The sequence below is a fragment of the Streptomyces sp. x-19 genome (assembly GCF_046549115.1).
Classification (GTDB): domain Bacteria; phylum Actinomycetota; class Actinomycetes; order Streptomycetales; family Streptomycetaceae; genus Streptomyces; species Streptomyces albulus_C.
In genome coordinates, this window is record NZ_JAJPWK010000003.1 from 164,967 (window position 1) to 181,334 (window position 16,368).

Consider the following 16,368-nt stretch of genomic DNA (forward strand, 5'->3'; position numbering starts at 1 on the left):
ACCGGGTGCGGTACCTCGGGCGTGGGCGCGAGCGGTACGTCGGCGGCTCACGAGTGCGGCGCCCCGGTTTCGGTCAGCTCGCCGTCGGCGATCCGCAGCCACCGGTCGGCGCCGATCCGGTCGAGGAACCGCTCGTCGTGGCTGACCACCACGAAGGCGTCGCGGTGGCACGCCAGGGCGCTCTCCAACTGGGCCGCGCCGACCAGGTCGAGGTTGTTCGTCGGCTCGTCCAACAGCAGTAGCTGCGGCGCAGGTTCGGCACACAGGTCGCAGGCGAGCGTGGCGCGCAGGCGTTCGCCGCCGGAGAGGACGCGCACCGGGAGGTGTGCCCGGGGGCCGCGGAACAGGAAGCGCGCGAGCAGGTTCATCCGCTCCGCCTCCGGCCGCTGTGCGGCGAACACCGCGAAGTTCTCGGCGACGGTGCGGTCGGCGTCGAGCAGGTCCAGTCGCTGCGACAGGGCGGCGATCCGGCCGTCGGCGCGCTTGATGCTGCCGCCGTCCGGGACGAGTTCCCCCGCCATCAGTCGCAGCAAGGTGCTCTTGCCGGGGCCGTTGGGCGCGACCAGACCGGTGCGGCCGGCGCCGACGGTGAAGGACAGGCCGTCGAAGACCGGGGTGTCGTCGGGCCAGGAGAAGGTCAGCTGGGAGCAGATGACGGAAGCGTCGGACATGGGAGGACCTCGCGGGAAGAGCGGGCAGGGCGCTCCACGGGGAAACCGCGATGCGGAAGCCACCGCGCGAAGGGCGCTGCGCCTGAGACAGGAAAAGGGGACGACTCGATGGCCACGACGGCGGCGCTGCGGAAGGCGCGCCTGCCGGTGGTCGATCGGCTCCGGGTATCACCCGGAGATGTCGTCGTCGCCCGCCATGTCTGGACTCCGCTTCGAAGGATCACTGCCGCGGCGACCGTAGCAGGCTCCGCGCGGCCGCTCGAAAGGCTTTTCCTCCGCCGCCGGGGCGGCGGAGGGCACGCCTCAGAGCACCAGGTCCCACGCCAGGCAGGTGAGGAGGTGCCTGGTCCCCAGCCCGCCGCCGTCCCGCTCCGGGTCCCTGGGCGCGGCCGCCTTGCTCTCGACCAGGTCGGCGGGGGCGATCCGCTCGGGCAGTGCACCGAACCGCGCCCGGCGCGCCGCCGCGCCCTCGTCCTGCGCGCCGTGGTCCTGCATCGCCGGTCGCCCGTTCTCTTGGTTTCCTTGCATGCCGGCCAACTCCCTTACGAATGCGGTGATACGGCGGTGGCGGTGTGCCACTCGCCCCGTCGGCGACCTCTCACAGGCGTGGGGCGTCGAGGACGGCGCGGACGAACTCCTCGGGCGCTTCCTGGGGCAGGTTGTGGCCGATGCCCTTCAGCGTCCGGTGCTGGTACGGGCCGGTGAACCGGTCCCGGTACGCGGATCCGTCGCCCGGAGCCGTGAACGGGTCGAGTTCGGCGTCGAGGGTGATGGTCGGCACGGCGATGGTCGGCCGGGCGGCGAGCCGCTGCTCGTAGGGTGCGTAGCGCCGCTCCCCCTCGGCGAGGCTCAGCCGCCAGCGGTAGTTGTGGACCACGACGGCGGCGTAGTCGGGGTTCTCGAAGGCGGCGGCCGTGCGCTCGAAGGTGGCATCGTCGAAGTGCCAGGTCGGGGACACGGTGTCCCAGACCACCCGGGCCAGGTCGTGCCGCTTGGTCGGGTCCTCCATGGCGGCCCGGCCCCGCTCGGTGGCGAAGTAGTACTGGTACCACCAGGCGCGCTCGGTCGCCGGCGGCAGCGGCTGGAGGTTCGCCTCCAGGTTGACGACGAGGTAACCGCCCACCGACACCAGGGCCGTGCAGCGCTCGGGCCACAGCGCCGCGATGATGTCGGCGGTCCGGGCGCCCCAGTCGAATCCGGCGAGCACCGCCTTCTCCAGCCCCAGCGCGTCCAGCAGGGCGACGATGTCGAGGGCGAGGGCCGACTGCTGCCCGTTGCGGAAGGTCGCCGGGGAGACGAAGCGCGTCGCGCCGTGGCCGCGCAGGTAGGGCACGATCACCCGGTGGCCCGCCGCCGCCAGGAGGGGCGCGACCTCCTCGAAGCTGTGGATGTCGTACGGCCAGCCGTGCAGGCAGATCACCGGCGGCCCGTGCCGCGGCCCCAGCTCGGCGTAGCCGACCTCCAACAGGCCGGCCCGGACCGTCTTGAGCGGCGGGAACGCGCTGCGCCCCCGGGAGCCGGCGCCGGGCGCGGCGACCGCACCGGCCCGCGGGTCCGCCACGGTCGCGGCGTGCGCGGTGCCCGACGGCCCCACCAGCGTCGCGGCGACCGCGCCGCCGGCGCCCAGGCCCAGCGCCTTGCCGAACGTACGCCTGTTGATCATGTGAAGCCCTCCGTGCGTCTCGAAGTGCCGGCCCGCGAACGCCCCACGCCTCGTAGGGGAACCCACGCGCACCGGGGGTCCCGGTGCTCGCCGTGGGCGTGCCGGATGACTGTGACACAGCATGCATCACCGGTCAAACAGGTGACGCACGCCAACTCCGCGCACCTCAGCGCCGTTTGACGGACAGGCAAGTCCAAGAAAAACGCGCAACCCCCTTGCGCTCCCGGTGATCACGCGACACGCTACCGAAGCAGAAAGAACGATCGTTCTTTCTGCTCACTCGGAACGGAGACCGCTGATGATCGACCGCCGCACCCTGATCCGTAACGGAAGCGCGGCCGCCGCCGGCGCACTCGGCGTGACCGCCCTCTCCGCGACGGTCGCCTCCGCAGCGGCCGCCGGCGACGGCCCCCGGGGCGCGCACGGCCACGACCCCGCGGACCACACGCATCCCACGGGTCCCGTGGACCCCACGGATCCGACCGCCGGTGTCACCCGCACCGTGCTCCAGCGCCACCCTTCCCCCGCCAAGGGCTGGGAGACCGTCCAGACGCTGGTACGGATCCCCCGGGGCAAGGAGTCCGGCCGGCACAGCCACCCCGGGGTGGAGGTCGGCTACCTCGTCCGCGGCGACGTGCTGATGGTGTTCGACGACGGCGAGGTCCTGCGGCTGCGCACCGGCGACCCGTTCTTCATCCCGTCCGGCGCCATCCACAACGCCCGCAACGTCGGCACGGTGACCACGATGATGCTGTCCACCTACGTCGTCGACGAGACGAAGCCTCTGGTCACCACGTACGGCGACGGGTGCGCGGCAGCCCGCCCCTGACCTGCCGGGGCTCCTCGCCGCTTCCCTAGGCTGGTGCCCATGACCACGGGAGCCACCGACAGAACCCACCCCAGAGAACGCCTGCTGGACACCGCGGGGCGGCTGTTCTACACCCAGGGCATCCATGCCGTGGGCGTGGAGCAGCTGGTCACGGAGGCGGGGGTGACCAGAGCGACCTTCTACCGCCACTTCGCCGGCAAGGAAGGGCTGGTCGTCGCCTATCTGGAGGCCCGCGGGGCCGGGGTGGAGGACACCGTGGCGGCCATCCTCGCCGCCCACCGGGGCCGTGACGCCCTGCTCGCCATCATGGACATGATCGGCGACAACCTCTGCCGGCCGGGGTTCCGCGGCTGCGGCTTCCTCAACGCCGCCGCGGAGTACCCCGACCCCGCGCACCCGGTGCGCGTCCGCATCGCCGAGCACCGCCGCTGGTTCCACGGCGTGCTGCGCACGGTGGTCGGCGACGCCGGCCATCCCGACCCCGAGCGCGTGGCCCGGGCCCTGGTCGTCCTGCGGGACGGCGCGATGGTCGGCGGCCACCTCGACGAACCCCGCACCATCAGGGCAACCCTGCGCGAGACCGCGGAGAACCTCCTGGCGTCGTGACCGGAGCCCCGCGAGCCGGCGCACGAACCACGGAGCACGGAGCGGGACTTGCACGGGCGCCTCGGCCCGCCGTTCCCCGGCGCGCCGAGGTGGCGCGGGACGCCGGGCGCACGGAGCGGCGGGTCCGCCGGACCGGGCGGCGGGACGCGGTCCCGGTTCCGCTTCCCGTGCCGCTCCCGCCACCCGGGCGCACCCTGGAGACATGGTCCGCGCCAACGAAGAGGTCGAGGCGCTGCTCCAGGAGTACGCCGACCTCATCGCGATCAGTGGTGGTGACGCCTTCAAGGCCCGGGCGTACGAGAAGGCCGCCCGGGCCATCGGGGGGCACCCCGACGACGTCACACAGCTCGACGTGCCGGGGCTGCGGAAGATCCCGCACGTGGGGGCGTCGATCGCGCAGAAGGTGGTGGAGTACCTGCGCACCGGCCGGGTGTCGGCGATCGAGGAGACCAGGGCGGAGGTCCCCGCGGGCGTGCGGGAGCTGATCGCCATCCCCACGCTGGGGCCGAAGAAGGCCATGGTGCTCCACGAGGAGCTGGGCATCACCTCGGTGGACCAGCTGCTGGCCGCCGTCCACGCGGAGCGGCTGCGGGACCTGAAGGGGTTCGGCGAGCGGACCGAGGAGAACATCCTGCACGGCATCGCGCTGCTGCAGCAGGCGGGTGACGGGCGGATCCTGATCAGTGCCGCGATGGACGTCGCCGAGCGGATCACCGGGGAGCTGTCCGGGATCGCCGGGTGCGAGCGGTGCACCTACGCGGGGTCGTTGCGCCGGATGCGGGAGACCATCGGGGACGTCGACGTGCTGGTGGCGGCGGAGCGGTCGGCGCCGTTCATGACCGCGCTGACGGAGCTCCCGTACACCGCCGAGGTGATCGCCCACGGCGCCAAGAAGACCTCGATCCGCACCACCAAGGGCCTCCAGGTCGACCTGCGGGTGTTGCCGCCGGCCTCCTGGGGCGCGGGGTTGCAGTACTTCACCGGGTCGAAGGGCCACAACATCCGCACCCGGGCGATCGCGGTGCGCAACGGGCTCAAGCTGTCCGAGTACGGGCTGTTCGACGGCGAGAGCGGGGAGTTGGTGGCCTCGGAGACCGAGGAGGCGGTCTACGCCCGGCTCGGACTGCCCTGGATCCCGCCGCCGTTGCGGGAGGACCGGGGCGAGGTCGCCGCCGGGCTCCGCGGGGAACTGCCCGAACTGCTGGTGGAGGGCGACGTCAGGGGCGATCTGCACACGCACACCGACCTGACCGACGGGCTGTCCTCGTTGGCCGACATGGTCGCCGCCGCGGCCGCCCGGGGCTACGCGTACTACGCGGTCACCGACCACGCCCCGGACCTCGCCATGCAGCGGATGACCGAGGAGAAGGTGCTGGCGCAGCGGGACGAGGTCCGCGCACTGGACCGGAAGCACCGCGGGATGCGCCTGCTGCACGGCACCGAACTCAACATCGGACCGGACGGGGACGTCGACTGGCCCGACGCCTTCCTGGCGGAGTTCGACCTCTGCGTGGCCTCCGTGCATTCGCACTTCCACCAGAGCCGGCAGGCGCTGACCCGTCGGCTGATCCGCGCCTGCGAGAATCCGCACGTCGCAATCCTCGGACATCCCACCACGCGATTGATCGGCAAACGCCCGGGAATTGACGCCGACTTCGACGCGGTCTTCGCCGCCTGCGCACGGACCGGTACCGCACTGGAAATCAACGCGCATCCCGAGCGGTTGGACCTGCGGGACGAGGACATCCTGCGCGCCAAACGGCACGGTGTGAAGTTCGCGGTGAATTCCGATGCGCACGCCACCACGCATCTTCCTTACCTGCGCTACGGGGTGGGCACCGCGCAGCGCGGTTGGCTCACCAAGGACGACGTCATCAACACCTGGCCGCTGACCAGGTTGCGGCGTTTCCTGCGCGGCGGCGGCCGGTCGTAGCGACCGGCGGATCCGCCGGTCGCTCAGGCGGGTTCGGGCGCCGGGCGGGCGGCCAGGGCCCGCCGGTGGACCCGGTCCAACAGGGCGGCGGGGTCCGGCTCGGCCTGCAACCCCCGCAGCAGCAACAGCCACAGGTCGTCCAGGTGACCCTCGATGTTCCGCCGCCCCTCCAGCGCGTCGGAGACGGTGTGCAGGCCGAAGAAGGCGCAGACCACCGTGTGCGCCGTGGTGGCCGGGGGCACCCCCACGGCGAGTTCGCGGTCGCGGGCGGCCTCCTCCAGGAGTTGGGTGACGGCCTCGATCCATCCCAGGAACGGTGCCGGGAGTTGGGTCTCGATGGCCTTGCGCTCCGCCCAGAGGCGGGCGCCGGCCCGGACCACGATGTCGTCGCGGAAGGCGCGCGCCACCTCGAAGCTCAGCGCGACGAGCTTCTCCAGCGCCGGCACACCGGGTTGGCGGTGCCGGCCGATCAGTCGCGGCCAGGTGGCGAAGTGCTCCTCGACGATGGCGAGGGCGAGCTTCTCCTTGCTGGCGTAGTGAAAATAGATCGCGCCGCTGGTGCGGCCGGAATGCGCACTGATATCGCTGATGCTCGTGCCGGCATAACCCCGCTCATCGAACAATGTTGCGGCCGCTTCCAGAAGGAACCTGCGCGTCGTCTTCGCCCGGATCTGCACGTACACCTCAGATGTCGTTCTCGTGCCACCTGGAAGAAATCTACCGCGCCCGGCCACTTCCAATTCACGGGTGCGAGTGTTCGAATTTCGATATTCCCTGGTCATATGAATACGTCATCCGTCGCCCCGTTCGGAGAGGAAGGACCGCTCAGCCGGTCCCGTACCGTCGAACGGGAGTTGGTGCACCGGACCTCCGTGGCCGAGGTCCTCCTCACGGACGCCCGGCCGACGCCCGCCCCGGACGTCTTCGAGGCGGCGGCGTCCTGGCCGCGGGCGCACTCGACGTTCCCCCGCGACGGGTCGCAGCGGAACAGCCCGCTGGTCCTCGTGGAGACCCTGCGCCAGCTGGGGCTGTACATCCCCTTGCGGTTCCACGGGGTGCCGGCGGCACGCCACGCGATCATCAGTGACCTGCACTTCCGGCTGATCCCGGAGAGGGAGCCGCCGGCCGGGCCGGGCGCGACCGAGGTCACCTGCCTCGCCCGGGTGAGCGCGGTCCGGCGGACCCGCGACCGGACGATCACCGGCCTGCGGCTGGACGTCACGTTCGCCGCCCACGGGGTGGTCTTCGGGGAGGCGGGCGGCGGGGTGCGGTTCGTGGACGGGGCGGGCTACGCGGCGCTGCGGACCCGGGGCGCGCGCGACGGCGCGCCGGCCGCCCCGCCGACCACGGCGCACCACCCGGAGCCCGCCGCGCTGACCGTGAACCACCCCCAGGACGCGGTGCTGGCCGAGGACGCGGACGGGTTGCTGGTGGCGCCGGCCGACCCGCTGCACCCCTTCCTCTTCGACCACCCCGGCGACCACGTGCCCGGGATGGTGCTCCTGGAGGCCGCCCGGCAGGCCGTCGCCTACCGCAGCGGGGGCGCCCTCACCCGTCCGTACGCCGGGCGGCTGCGAGCGGTGCGGTTCACCGAACTCGCGCCGGCCGCGCGCGTGCTGTGCGCCCGGTACCACGCGACGTGCGTGTTCCGCGTCGTCCAGGGCGGCACACCAACGGCCTACGGCACCTTCAGTTACCCATAAGGCTTAAAATATGGACATTTAGCGATCTATTGACCCTGACGCATTGCCGTCCGTAACGTAACGATCGTTATTTTCCGACGCTGCGCCCAGGTCTCCCCTGTCCGGGAGCCGCCCGCCGTCGGAACCCCTCAGCCCGCTGCCGCGGCCACGCACCGACCCCGTCACGCCTCACGCGCTCGACCGGTCATGCCGTCGCCCTCCGGGCCCATCGGAACGGAACCTCGGATGACAGCACATCGCATCCTTTCCTGGACCCCAGCCGCCGTGGTCTTCGACTGCGACGGCACGTTGATGGACACCGAACGCCACTGGGTGGACGCCCGTGACGCGGTACTGCACGCCTACGGCTACTCCCCCGCGCCGGGCTTCTCCGAACAGGCCCGGGGGCTGCACTACACCGCGTGCGGACGGCTGATGGCCGATTCCGTCGGCCGCCCCGAACTCGCCGACGAACTCACCGCATCGCTCCTGGAACGCTTCCGCGAGCTCGTCGCGGCGCATCCGACGACCATGCCCGGAGCGCCCGAACTGGTCCGCTCCGCCGCCCAGTTCGCCCCGCTGGCGGTGGCCAGCAACTGCCCGCTGGAAGTCGTCGAGTCCTGCCTCGACGTGGCGGGACTGCGACGGTTCTTCGACCACGTCGTGGTGCCCGACACCACCACCAGACCCAAACCGCATCCGGACGTGTACCTCACCGCGGCCCGGCTCTGCGGCGTCGAGCCGGACCGGGCACTGGCCGTCGAGGACTCCCAGTGCGGCATCGAGGCCGCCGCGGCGGCGGGCCTGCGGGTGATCGGGGTCGGCCCCCGACCCTCCGGGCCACAGAACGCGAAGGCCGACTGGTGGGTGGAATCGCTGGACGAGCCGGCCGTGCAGGGCTGGGCCGGGGCCCGCATCCCCGCCCAGGGTTCGAGGCCCGGCTCCGCAGGGCACGGCACGCGGTAACTCCCGCCCGGCACAAGGGCGTTGCGCCGCCGCGCCGCACGGGGAACGCGGCGGCGAACCCGGCCGGGCGACCGGCCGGGGCGCTCCCGCGACCGGCGGCGTTAGGGTGGACGCATGCTTTGACGCGCGCCCGCAGCCCGGGCACCCCCGCCGACTCCTTCGTTCCCGCACCGCACGCCGGATCCGGATCCACGAAGGAGATTCCCCATGACCACGTCGGCCCTGATCGACGTCCCCGAGGCGTTCTTGACGTCCTACGGTGCGCACGGCGCCTCGGAGCGCGCCTGGCTCGCCACGCTGCCCGCGCTGGGCGCCGAGTTCCTGGACCGCTGGGCACTGCGACCGGACGGCCCCGCCCGGTTCGGCATGGCCTCGCTCGTCCTGCCGGTGCGGCAGGCGGACAGCACGCCGGCCGCGCTCAAGCTCCAACAGCCGCGGGAGGAGAACACCGGCGCCGCGGCGGGCCTGCGGGCCTGGCGGGGCGACGGCATCGTGCGGCTGCTCGACCACGACGCGCCGAGCGCCACCCAGTTGCTGGAACGGCTGGACGCCGGCCGACCGCTGTCGGCCCTGCCCGACGACACCGAAGCGCTGCGGATCCTGGCCGCGCTGCTGGCACGGTTGGTGGCGGTGCCCGCGCCGGCCGGGCTGCGCCGGCTCACCGACCTCGCCGGCGCCATGGTCGACCGGACACCGCAGGCCGTCCCCGCGCTCCGCGACCCCGCCGAACGGGAACTCGTGCGCACCTGTGCGGTCGCCGTCACCGACCTGCTCGGCGCCGGCGGGGACCGACTGTTGCACTGGGACCTGCACTACGACAACGTGCTGGCCGGGCAGCGCGAACCCTGGCTGGCCATCGATCCGGAGCCGCTGGCCGGCGACCCCGGCTTCGAGTTGCTGCCCGCCCTCCGCAACCGGTGGGACGACGTGGTGGCCACCGGCGACGTGCCGGGCGCGGTGCTGCGCCGCTTCGACCTGCTGACCGAGGTCGTCGGCCTGGATCGGGAACGGGCCGCGGGCTGGACGCTCGGCCGGGTGCTGCAGAACGCCCTGTGGGACGTCGAGGACGGCGAGTCCGCGCTGGACCCGGCCCAGGTCGCCATCGCCGACGCGCTGCTGGCGCACCGGATGTAGCACGGGACGCTCGGCCACCGGTGAGGCGGCGGCGCGCCCTACCGGTGGCCGGGCGCCGTGAGCCGCCGTATTCCGTGGCGCGGCGGGCTTCTGCCATGCTGCCGGGCGGGGCACTCCCCCGCCCGGCAGGGGAACCGCGCCCACCGTGACCGGCCGACGAAGGGGCGACAGATGGACGACCGAGGGACCGGCCTCCCGGGAGGCGCCGCGCGGATCGCGCTCACCGACGGCGCCGCCGCGCTGTTGCGGTCGCTGCGCGCCCAGCACGGGCCGCTGATGTTCCACCAGTCCGGCGGCTGCTGCGACGGGAGCGCGCCGATGTGCTATCCGGCCGGGGAGTTCCGCACCGGCGCGTCGGACGTGCTGTTGGAGAAGTTGGTGGTGGACGGCGTGCCGGAGCCGGTGGGCTTCTGGATGTCCGCGGACCAGTACGCCCGCTGGCGGCACACCCATCTGACGGTGGACGTCGTACCGGGCCGGGGCAGCGGCTTCTCACTGGAGGCACCGGAGGGCGTGCGCTTCCTGATCCGCTCCCGGCTCTTCACCGACGAGGAACGGGCGCAGCTCGGCGGATGAGGCGGCCCGCGCGGCGGCGGACGTAGTGAGGCCCCGCGTACGGGGGAGAACGCGGGGCCTCACTGAGTAGAACGGGCCGCGGACCGGCGGGGTTCCCGTCCGGCGCGGATTTCTCGGACGGATTTCTCGGGCGGAGTTTTCGGGCGGAGTTCGGGTGGACGGATGTCGGGCGGACGGGAGCGGGCCGGCTCCGGCCGGCCGCCCGGAGCCGCTACGGCTCGTCCTGGACCAGGCGCTCCAACATGTCCTGGAACTCCATGTCGACCACCACCCGCAGGCCGTCGCCGTCCGGTTCGCTCAGCGGGGTCATCATCCCGCGGCGCCACCAGAACACCCGGGGGCTGATCGCGCCCGCCGCGTCCTCGTGCCCGGCCGCGGCGAACTGGGCCATGGCCTGGAGCGCCGGAATGACCTGGGCGTCGTGGATGCGGTGGAACGCCAGCTGGTGGCGGAAGGGCAGGGCGACCAGGGCACCGTCGCGGGTGAGGGCGGTGCCCGTGAGGCGCTCGACCAGGTCGTCGAGGACGAGCACCCGGCTCGCGGTGAAGAAGGAGTCGCCGAGCAGCACCTCGAAGGCCGAGCCGTCCCCGCGGCGCACCGTCTCGTGCCCCTCGACCGGCAGGGCGCGCAGGTTGTTCATGGCCCGGATCCGCAGCTCGGCCACGTCCCCGAGGTCGGCGAGGGAGTCCGCGCTGAGCATCTGGACGGCCTCGGGCAGGTCGAGGGCGAGCACCTCGCACAGTCCGGGGGCCGGTTCGTGGCCGTAGTGGAAGGAGTCGGAGGCGGGCAGGGTCTCCTGGGCGACGATCCGCGGGTAGAGGCAGGCGCGGATCTCGTCGTGGGAGAGGATCTCCAGCGGCTGCGGGCCGTCCATGGTGCGCAGCACCTTGCCGACGTGGTCGCGGATGAGCATGGGCCAGCTGCGCTCGCCGCGCCGGTCGCGGTGGCAGACGGCGGCCAGGTTGCCCAGGCCGAACTGGCGGCCGCCCGAGTCGGTGACCGCGCCGGCGTACGCCGTGACCTCCAGGCCGCGCTCGGCGAACGCCTGCCGGACCTGGGATCTGAAGACGCTCCCCTCCCGCTCGGAGAAGAAGCTGAACTCCTCGTCGCGTGCGAGCTCGCGGGGATCCCGCTTCGGTCCTCGGCGGAACAGACCCATCTCGTCCTCCCGGCTGCGGCCACCCGCATCGGCCCTTGAATGCGCCGATCGTAACGGGTGCCCCTGACCGCGGCGTCGCCCCGCGTCCTGGGACGGGACACGGGGCGACGGCGGGGACGGTGAGCGGAGGGGGAACGACGGGGGGCGGAGGGGAGCGGAGCGGAAGCGGAATCCGCGGGGACGCCGCTAGCCGATGTTGACGTCGATGCAGGCGTAGAAGGCGTTGGCGGTGTCGGCGATGTTCCACACCGCGAGGATCTTCTGCTTGCCCTTGACGTTGCCGAAGTTGACGGTGTGGGAGACCTCGGCCGGCGGCTGGGCACCGTTGCCGTTGATTTCGGCGACCTTCTGGCCGTTGGCGAAGTACTGCCAGTTGCTGGTGGCGTGCCGGGCCGTGAAGCGCCAGGTGAAGGTCTGGCTGCTGCTGATCGGGGTGACCTTCCACGGCTTGGAGTCGTCGTCGAGGTCGGCGAACTGGCTGTTGCCGCCGCTGCAACTCGTCAGCCCCTTGGGGCCTTCGACGCTCTGCGGCTCCCACTTGATCGGGCCGCAGTCGATGGTGCCGGCGGCGCACTGGGCCTGCCGGCTGGGCGGCGAGGAGACGTACCCGTGGGCGCTGGCCGGGCTGACCGGCAGACTGACGACGAGGAGGGGGGCGATGCCGGCGCCTATGGCGAGGGCCAGCCTTCTCTTCTTGTTCATGTCAACCCTTTCGCGTAGGGGGGTGGTTGACGCGAGGGCGTGCCGAGCAATTGGTCTAGACTTAACGCGCTGACCGCGTACGGTCAAGGGGTCGCGCGCGGGTCATCGGCCCCGCCGGCCGGCGCACTGGACCCCCGTACCACCAATTCCGGGGCGAGCCGGACGGTACGGACCGGTCGCCGCGGGCCGGGGATCGAGGCCGCGGCGGGGCGGTGCGCGAGCAACCGGGCGGCCTCGGCGGCCAGTTCGGCCACCGGCTGGCGGACGGTGGTGAGCGCCGGGTCGGCCAGCCCGGCCAGCGGGACGTCGTCGAAACCGGTGACCGCGACCTCGCCGGGGACGTCGGCGCCCAGTTGCCGCAGGCGTTGCAGGGCACCGGCCGCGATCAGGTCGTTGGCGCAGACCACCGCGTCCGGCCGGGCCGGCCAGATCCGGTCGACGGCGGCCCGGCCCCACTCCACGGAGAAGTCGCCGAGCACCGTGCGCCGCGGCGCGGCCGGGTCGAGGACGGCCGCCCCCGCCGCGTAGGCCGCGTGCCGTTCGACCGCGGCGGAGGCGGTCCCGGCGGCGCCGAGGAAGCAGGGGCGGCGGCGGCCGGTGGCGGCGAGGTGGTCCAGGACGAGCGCCATCCCGGCCGCGTTGTCGACCGCGACCGAATCGGCCACGCCGGGGCCGCAGCCACGGTCCAGCAGGACCAGCGGCACCCGCGCCGCGGCGGTGGCCACCGCGTCCCGGCTGCGCCGCTCGTCGACCGGGATGAGCAGCAGGGCGTCCACCCGGCGGTCCAACAGGGCGGCGATCCGGTTGGCTTCGGTCGCCGGGTCGTCGTCGCAGTCGGCGAGCAGGACCGCCCGGCCCTCGGCGTGCAGGGCGTGTTCCAACTCCCGTACGAGGGAGGGGAAGAAGGGGTTGGTGATCTGTGGCAGGACCAGGCCGACGGTGCCGGTGGAGCGGCTGCGCAGGGCCCGGGCGACCTCGTTGGGGCGGTAGCCGAGCCGGTCGGCCGCGGCCCGTACGGCGCGGGACGTCTCGGCGCCGACCGGGCGGGTACCGGCCAGCACGCGGGAGACGGTGGCGACGGAGCAGCCCGCCGCCCGGGCGACGTCCCGCAAGGTCACTTCGGCCACGACGGTGTGCCCTTCCACTACGGAACGGCGGCCCTGCGCACCGCACTGTCCCGGACATCGGCGGCAATCGTTATCACCGCCGGTACACAGGCGTACCAGCTCTGTGCCCTTCGAAACCAGCGGGTAGACGGGTCGTCTGCCTCACACTTCGTTGACGATTCATTGACATCTCCGCGCAACATGAGCGAAATTTCCGGAGAACGTTTTCCCGAGGTAGTGGCCTGTTGCGGCGCGCCCCAGAGATCGAGTTCACCCCGCTTCACCGTTCCGCAGAGCAAAGGGGCTCTTCCGTTGGCCAGAAAGATCATCCTCGACTGCGACCCGGGGCACGACGACGCGATCGCCATGCTCCTGGCCCACGGCAATCCCGACGTCGAACTGGTCGCCGTGACGACCGTGGTCGGGAACCAGACGCTGGAGAAGGTGACCCGCAACGCGCTGTCGGTGGCGACGATCGCCGGGATCACCGGCGTGCCGTTCGCCGCGGGCAACCCGCGGCCGCTGGTGCGGTCCATCGAGACCGCCCCCGACATCCACGGCGAGACCGGCCTCGACGGGCCGGACCTGCCCGAGCCCGCCTTCGAGCTGGACCGCCGGCACGCCGTCGACCTGATCATCGACACCGTGATGTCCCACGAGCCGGGCGAGATCACCATCGTCCCCACGGCCGGGCTGACCAACATCGCCATGGCCGTGCGCAAGGAGCCGCGGATCGCCGAGCGGGTGCGCGAGGTCGTCCTGATGGGCGGCGGCTACCACGAGGGCAACTGGAGCGCGGTCGCCGAGTTCAACATCATCATCGACCCCGAGGCCGCGCACATCGTCTTCAACGAGAAGTGGCCGGTCACCATGGTCGGTCTGGACCTCACGCACCAGGCCCTGGCCACCCCCGAGGTCGAGGCGAAGATCGCCGCGGTGGGCACCGCGCCGGCCCGGTTCGTGCTGGAGCTGCTCGACTTCTTCCGCGAGGCGTACCGGGAGAACCAGGGCTTCGACCACCCGCCGGTGCACGACCCCTGCGCGGTGGCGTACGTCATCGACCCGGGCGTGATGACCGTCCGCAAGGCGCCGGTCGACATCGAGCTGCGCGGCGCGCTGACCCTGGGCATGACGGTGACCGACTTCCGGGCGCCGGCGCCGGCGGACTGCCACACCCAGGTCGCGGTCAAGCTGGACCACGAGCGCTTCTGGAACCTCGTGGTGGACGCCCTGGAGCGGATCGGCGAAGGCCGGGCATGAACGTCTCCACCACACCGCGTTCCACCGAGGTCTCCGGCCGCGGATCCGGCGTACGGATCGGCGTGCTGGTCACCGCCCTGCTGGTGGCGTGCTTCGCCTTCCAGCTCAACGCCAGCATGCTCAGCCCGGCGCTGAAGAGCATCGAGGACTCGCTCGGTGCCAGCTCCGCCGAAGTGGGCATGACCCAGACCGCGTTCTTCACCTCCGCGGCGCTGTTCTCGCTGTTCCTGCCGCGCCTGGGCGACGTCCTCGGCCGGCGCCGGGTGCTGGCCGGCATGCTCGTCCTGATGGCCGTCGGCTGCGTGGTCGCCGCGCTGTCGACGAGCATCCCGATGCTGTTCGCCGGGCGGATCATCCAGGGCGTGAGCGGGCCGGTCGTGCCGCTGTGCCTGATCATGCTCCGGGTCGAGGTCAAGGAGCCCAAGAAGTACGGCACCCTGCTGGGCGTGATCACCGCCGTCAACGGAGGCATCGCCGGCGTCGACTCGCTGGCCGGCGGCTACCTCGCCGACCACCACGGCTTCCAGTCGGTCTTCTGGGCGATGGCGGGCGTCGCGGCCCTGGCGACCGTCCTGGTGGCCACCCTGACCCCGGAGTCCAAGGCCGCCGCCGCGTCCAGGATGGACTGGCCCGGCGTGGCGCTGCTGGTCGTCTCGGTCGGTGCACTGCTGATCGCGCTGAACGAGGCGGGCAAGCTGGCCGCCGCCAACTGGGCGATGATCGCCGTGCTGGTCGTCGTGGCCGCCGCCGCGTTCGCGCTGTTCTGGCGGACCGAGAACCGCAGCGGGCAGCCGCTGGTCGCCACCCACCACCTCAGGCAGCGGGCCACCTGGTCGCTGCTGCTGACCACGGTGCTGACCATGACCGGCGTGTTCGCGGTGATGAACGGCCTGATCCCGGCCTTCGCCCAGGACGCCCAGGCCGGACTGGGGATGACCGCCGAGCAGTCCGCCTGGTGGACGCTGTCGCCGTACGCGCTCGCCGGGTTGGCGATGGGGCCGGTGGCCGGCCGACTGGCCGCGACCTTCGGCTACGGCCGGATCCTGCGGCTGGGCCTCGTCGGGGCCGTGGGGTCGGTGGTGCTGATGCTGCTGACCATGCACAGCCAGTCGCACGTGTTGCTGCTGGTGACCTCGTTGCTGGTGGGCATCACCTACGCGGGCGTGGCCAACATCGTCCTCAACGGGCTGGGCATCGTCCTCTCGCCGAGTGAGAACCCCGGCTTCCTGCCCGGGCTCAACGCCGGCGCCTTCAACCTCGGCGCGGGCCTGAGCTTCGCCGCGCTCTACGCCGTGAAGACCGCGCTGACGCCGGCCGACCCGACCGCGGCCGGCGGCTACACCGCCGGCATGATCGCCGGGGTGGTCATCCTGGCGCTCGCCATCGCGTCGTCGTTCCTGATCCCGAAGCCGACGGCCGCCGAGGCCACCGGCTGACGGCGCGGGCCGCCCGCCGCCCGCCCGCCGCCCCCGGAAACCCGGGGCGGCGGGCGGTTCCGTGTCCGGGCCACGGGCGGCACGTGGGGCGGGCGGGCGCCGTGTTGTCAGGGCGGGGGGAACGGGGAGACTGGAACCGGAGGCAACGGAGGCAGCCATGGTCATGGAACACGGCATGGACAAGACCGGTCCCGCCCGGGACGACATGATGAAGAAGCAGCTTCGGGGCCAGCTGACCTTGGACCGCTCACTGCGCACGGACGAGAACCGCGAGCTGGAGCCGGCCGGCGAGGACCAGCCGACGGCGGCGCCGTCGCCGGAGAGCGTCTACCGCGGCGGCACGCCGCACGGCATGTCCGAGCGCGACGTGGGACTGCGCTCCGAACTCGCGCAGTACCTCGGGCGCAGCGTCTACCCGGCCGAGCGCAACGACGTCCTGCGCGCCCTGCGCCGCAACCACGCGCCCGACCTGCTGGTCTCGATGGCGGAGCGACTGCCGGCCCACCACCGGTACGCCAACGTGCAGGGCATCGCCGAGTCGCTCGGGCTGGGGACCGAGGACCGGCGCTCCTGAGGCCGAGCGGCCCGCGGTGGCGGACAATGGCCACGAAGGGCGCACGCACCGTCCACGCGGAGGAGAAGAGG

The 16,368-nt window shown here is 72.6% G+C and carries 16 protein-coding genes and 1 pseudogene; 10 read left to right on the top strand and 7 right to left on the bottom strand.

What is annotated here, in order from left to right:
• Positions 1–47 precede the first annotated feature (47 nt).
• The 3 genes and pseudogenes from ACLJT4_RS09395 to ACLJT4_RS09405 all read right to left on the bottom strand — a co-directional run.
• Positions 48–602 (bottom strand): annotated as a pseudogene (locus ACLJT4_RS09395) (ATP-binding cassette domain-containing protein); the annotation flags it as partial.
• Positions 603–974: 372 nt separating this feature from the next.
• A complete protein-coding gene (locus tag ACLJT4_RS09400; RefSeq protein WP_411121847.1) occupies positions 975–1,199 on the bottom strand; it encodes a hypothetical protein in 225 nt (74 codons plus the stop codon).
• A 70-nt stretch (positions 1,200–1,269) separates the two neighbouring features.
• Entirely contained in the window at positions 1,270–2,334 is a 1,065-nt protein-coding gene (locus ACLJT4_RS09405) for an alpha/beta fold hydrolase (RefSeq protein ID WP_411121848.1), read from the bottom strand.
• A gap of 298 nt (positions 2,335–2,632) precedes the next feature.
• Here ACLJT4_RS09405 and ACLJT4_RS09410 point away from each other — a divergent pair, with 298 nt between their 5' ends.
• The 3 genes from ACLJT4_RS09410 to polX all read left to right on the top strand — a co-directional run bounded on the left by ACLJT4_RS09410 (position 2,633) and on the right by polX (position 5,702).
• Positions 2,633–3,163, top strand: a complete 531-nt coding sequence (locus tag ACLJT4_RS09410; protein ID WP_411121849.1) for a cupin domain-containing protein — start codon at positions 2,633–2,635, stop codon at positions 3,161–3,163.
• A 39-nt stretch (positions 3,164–3,202) separates the two neighbouring features.
• Complete coding sequence (locus ACLJT4_RS09415) at positions 3,203–3,769, top strand: TetR/AcrR family transcriptional regulator (RefSeq protein WP_411121850.1); 567 nt, start codon at positions 3,203–3,205, stop codon at positions 3,767–3,769.
• A gap of 202 nt (positions 3,770–3,971) precedes the next feature.
• Entirely contained in the window at positions 3,972–5,702 is a 1,731-nt protein-coding gene (polX, locus tag ACLJT4_RS09420; RefSeq protein WP_411121851.1) for a DNA polymerase/3'-5' exonuclease PolX, read from the top strand.
• A 23-nt stretch (positions 5,703–5,725) separates the two neighbouring features.
• Here polX and ACLJT4_RS09425 read toward each other — a convergent pair whose 3' ends face one another.
• Complete coding sequence (locus ACLJT4_RS09425) at positions 5,726–6,385, bottom strand: ScbR family autoregulator-binding transcription factor (RefSeq protein ID WP_020931059.1); 660 nt, start codon at positions 6,383–6,385, stop codon at positions 5,726–5,728.
• Between the two features lie 99 nt (positions 6,386–6,484).
• Between ACLJT4_RS09425 and ACLJT4_RS09430 the strand changes: the two genes are divergently transcribed.
• The 4 genes from ACLJT4_RS09430 to ACLJT4_RS09445 all read left to right on the top strand — a co-directional run bounded on the left by ACLJT4_RS09430 (position 6,485) and on the right by ACLJT4_RS09445 (position 10,060).
• Positions 6,485–7,405, top strand: coding sequence for a ScbA/BarX family gamma-butyrolactone biosynthesis protein (locus ACLJT4_RS09430; protein ID WP_411121852.1), 921 nt, complete (start codon positions 6,485–6,487; stop codon positions 7,403–7,405).
• A 225-nt stretch (positions 7,406–7,630) separates the two neighbouring features.
• Positions 7,631–8,350: an HAD family hydrolase gene (locus ACLJT4_RS09435; protein WP_411121853.1), complete on the top strand. Its 720-nt coding sequence runs from the start codon at positions 7,631–7,633 to the stop codon at positions 8,348–8,350.
• A gap of 207 nt (positions 8,351–8,557) precedes the next feature.
• Positions 8,558–9,484 (top strand): aminoglycoside phosphotransferase family protein, encoded by a 927-nt coding sequence (locus ACLJT4_RS09440; protein ID WP_411121854.1) that lies wholly within the window; start codon positions 8,558–8,560, stop codon positions 9,482–9,484.
• Positions 9,485–9,655: 171 nt separating this feature from the next.
• Positions 9,656–10,060, top strand: coding sequence for a DUF779 domain-containing protein (locus tag ACLJT4_RS09445; protein ID WP_411121855.1), 405 nt, complete (start codon positions 9,656–9,658; stop codon positions 10,058–10,060).
• Positions 10,061–10,271: 211 nt separating this feature from the next.
• On the opposite strand, the gene ACLJT4_RS09450 is transcribed toward ACLJT4_RS09445, so the two are convergent.
• From ACLJT4_RS09450 to ACLJT4_RS09460, 3 genes are all read right to left on the bottom strand, one after another.
• The gene (locus ACLJT4_RS09450) at positions 10,272–11,219 is read right to left on the bottom strand and encodes a hypothetical protein (RefSeq protein WP_411121856.1); all 948 of its coding nucleotides are present in this window, start codon (positions 11,217–11,219) and stop codon (positions 10,272–10,274) included.
• Between the two features lie 186 nt (positions 11,220–11,405).
• On the bottom strand, positions 11,406–11,921 hold the full coding sequence (locus ACLJT4_RS09455) for a lytic polysaccharide monooxygenase auxiliary activity family 9 protein (RefSeq protein ID WP_233656704.1): 516 nt from the start codon (positions 11,919–11,921) through the stop codon (positions 11,406–11,408).
• Between the two features lie 83 nt (positions 11,922–12,004).
• On the bottom strand, positions 12,005–13,048 hold the full coding sequence (locus tag ACLJT4_RS09460) for a LacI family DNA-binding transcriptional regulator (RefSeq protein ID WP_411121857.1): 1,044 nt from the start codon (positions 13,046–13,048) through the stop codon (positions 12,005–12,007).
• Between the two features lie 291 nt (positions 13,049–13,339).
• Between ACLJT4_RS09460 and ACLJT4_RS09465 the strand changes: the two genes are divergently transcribed.
• The 3 genes from ACLJT4_RS09465 (at position 13,340) to ACLJT4_RS09475 (ending at position 16,297) form a co-directional block, all read left to right on the top strand.
• The gene (locus ACLJT4_RS09465) at positions 13,340–14,287 is read left to right on the top strand and encodes a nucleoside hydrolase (RefSeq protein ID WP_411121858.1); all 948 of its coding nucleotides are present in this window, start codon (positions 13,340–13,342) and stop codon (positions 14,285–14,287) included.
• Positions 14,284–15,723 carry an MFS transporter gene (locus ACLJT4_RS09470; RefSeq protein ID WP_411121859.1) on the top strand — a complete coding sequence of 480 codons (1,440 nt, stop codon included), beginning with the start codon at positions 14,284–14,286 and terminating at the stop codon, positions 15,721–15,723. The genes ACLJT4_RS09465 and ACLJT4_RS09470 overlap by 4 nt, the downstream gene beginning before the upstream one ends.
• Before the next feature lie 157 nt (positions 15,724–15,880).
• Positions 15,881–16,297 carry a DUF2795 domain-containing protein gene (locus ACLJT4_RS09475; protein WP_411121860.1) on the top strand — a complete coding sequence of 139 codons (417 nt, stop codon included), beginning with the start codon at positions 15,881–15,883 and terminating at the stop codon, positions 16,295–16,297.
• Positions 16,298–16,368: the final 71 nt, after the last annotated feature.

Coding starts and splice junctions, on each gene's coding strand:
- ACLJT4_RS09405 (WP_411121848.1), bottom strand. CDS start 2,334: ATGATCAACAGGCGTACGTTCGGCAAGGCGCTGGGCCTGGGCGCCGGC.
- ACLJT4_RS09450 (WP_411121856.1), bottom strand. CDS start 11,219: ATGGGTCTGTTCCGCCGAGGACCGAAGCGGGATCCCCGCGAGCTCGCA.
- polX (WP_411121851.1), top strand. CDS start 3,972: ATGGTCCGCGCCAACGAAGAGGTCGAGGCGCTGCTCCAGGAGTACGCC.
- ACLJT4_RS09455 (WP_233656704.1), bottom strand. CDS start 11,921: ATGAACAAGAAGAGAAGGCTGGCCCTCGCCATAGGCGCCGGCATCGCC.
- ACLJT4_RS09440 (WP_411121854.1), top strand. CDS start 8,558: ATGACCACGTCGGCCCTGATCGACGTCCCCGAGGCGTTCTTGACGTCC.
- ACLJT4_RS09400 (WP_411121847.1), bottom strand. CDS start 1,199: ATGCAAGGAAACCAAGAGAACGGGCGACCGGCGATGCAGGACCACGGC.
- ACLJT4_RS09435 (WP_411121853.1), top strand. CDS start 7,631: ATGACAGCACATCGCATCCTTTCCTGGACCCCAGCCGCCGTGGTCTTC.
- ACLJT4_RS09415 (WP_411121850.1), top strand. CDS start 3,203: ATGACCACGGGAGCCACCGACAGAACCCACCCCAGAGAACGCCTGCTG.
- ACLJT4_RS09475 (WP_411121860.1), top strand. CDS start 15,881: ATGGTCATGGAACACGGCATGGACAAGACCGGTCCCGCCCGGGACGAC.
- ACLJT4_RS09430 (WP_411121852.1), top strand. CDS start 6,485: ATGAATACGTCATCCGTCGCCCCGTTCGGAGAGGAAGGACCGCTCAGC.
- ACLJT4_RS09410 (WP_411121849.1), top strand. CDS start 2,633: ATGATCGACCGCCGCACCCTGATCCGTAACGGAAGCGCGGCCGCCGCC.
- ACLJT4_RS09445 (WP_411121855.1), top strand. CDS start 9,656: ATGGACGACCGAGGGACCGGCCTCCCGGGAGGCGCCGCGCGGATCGCG.
- ACLJT4_RS09470 (WP_411121859.1), top strand. CDS start 14,284: ATGAACGTCTCCACCACACCGCGTTCCACCGAGGTCTCCGGCCGCGGA.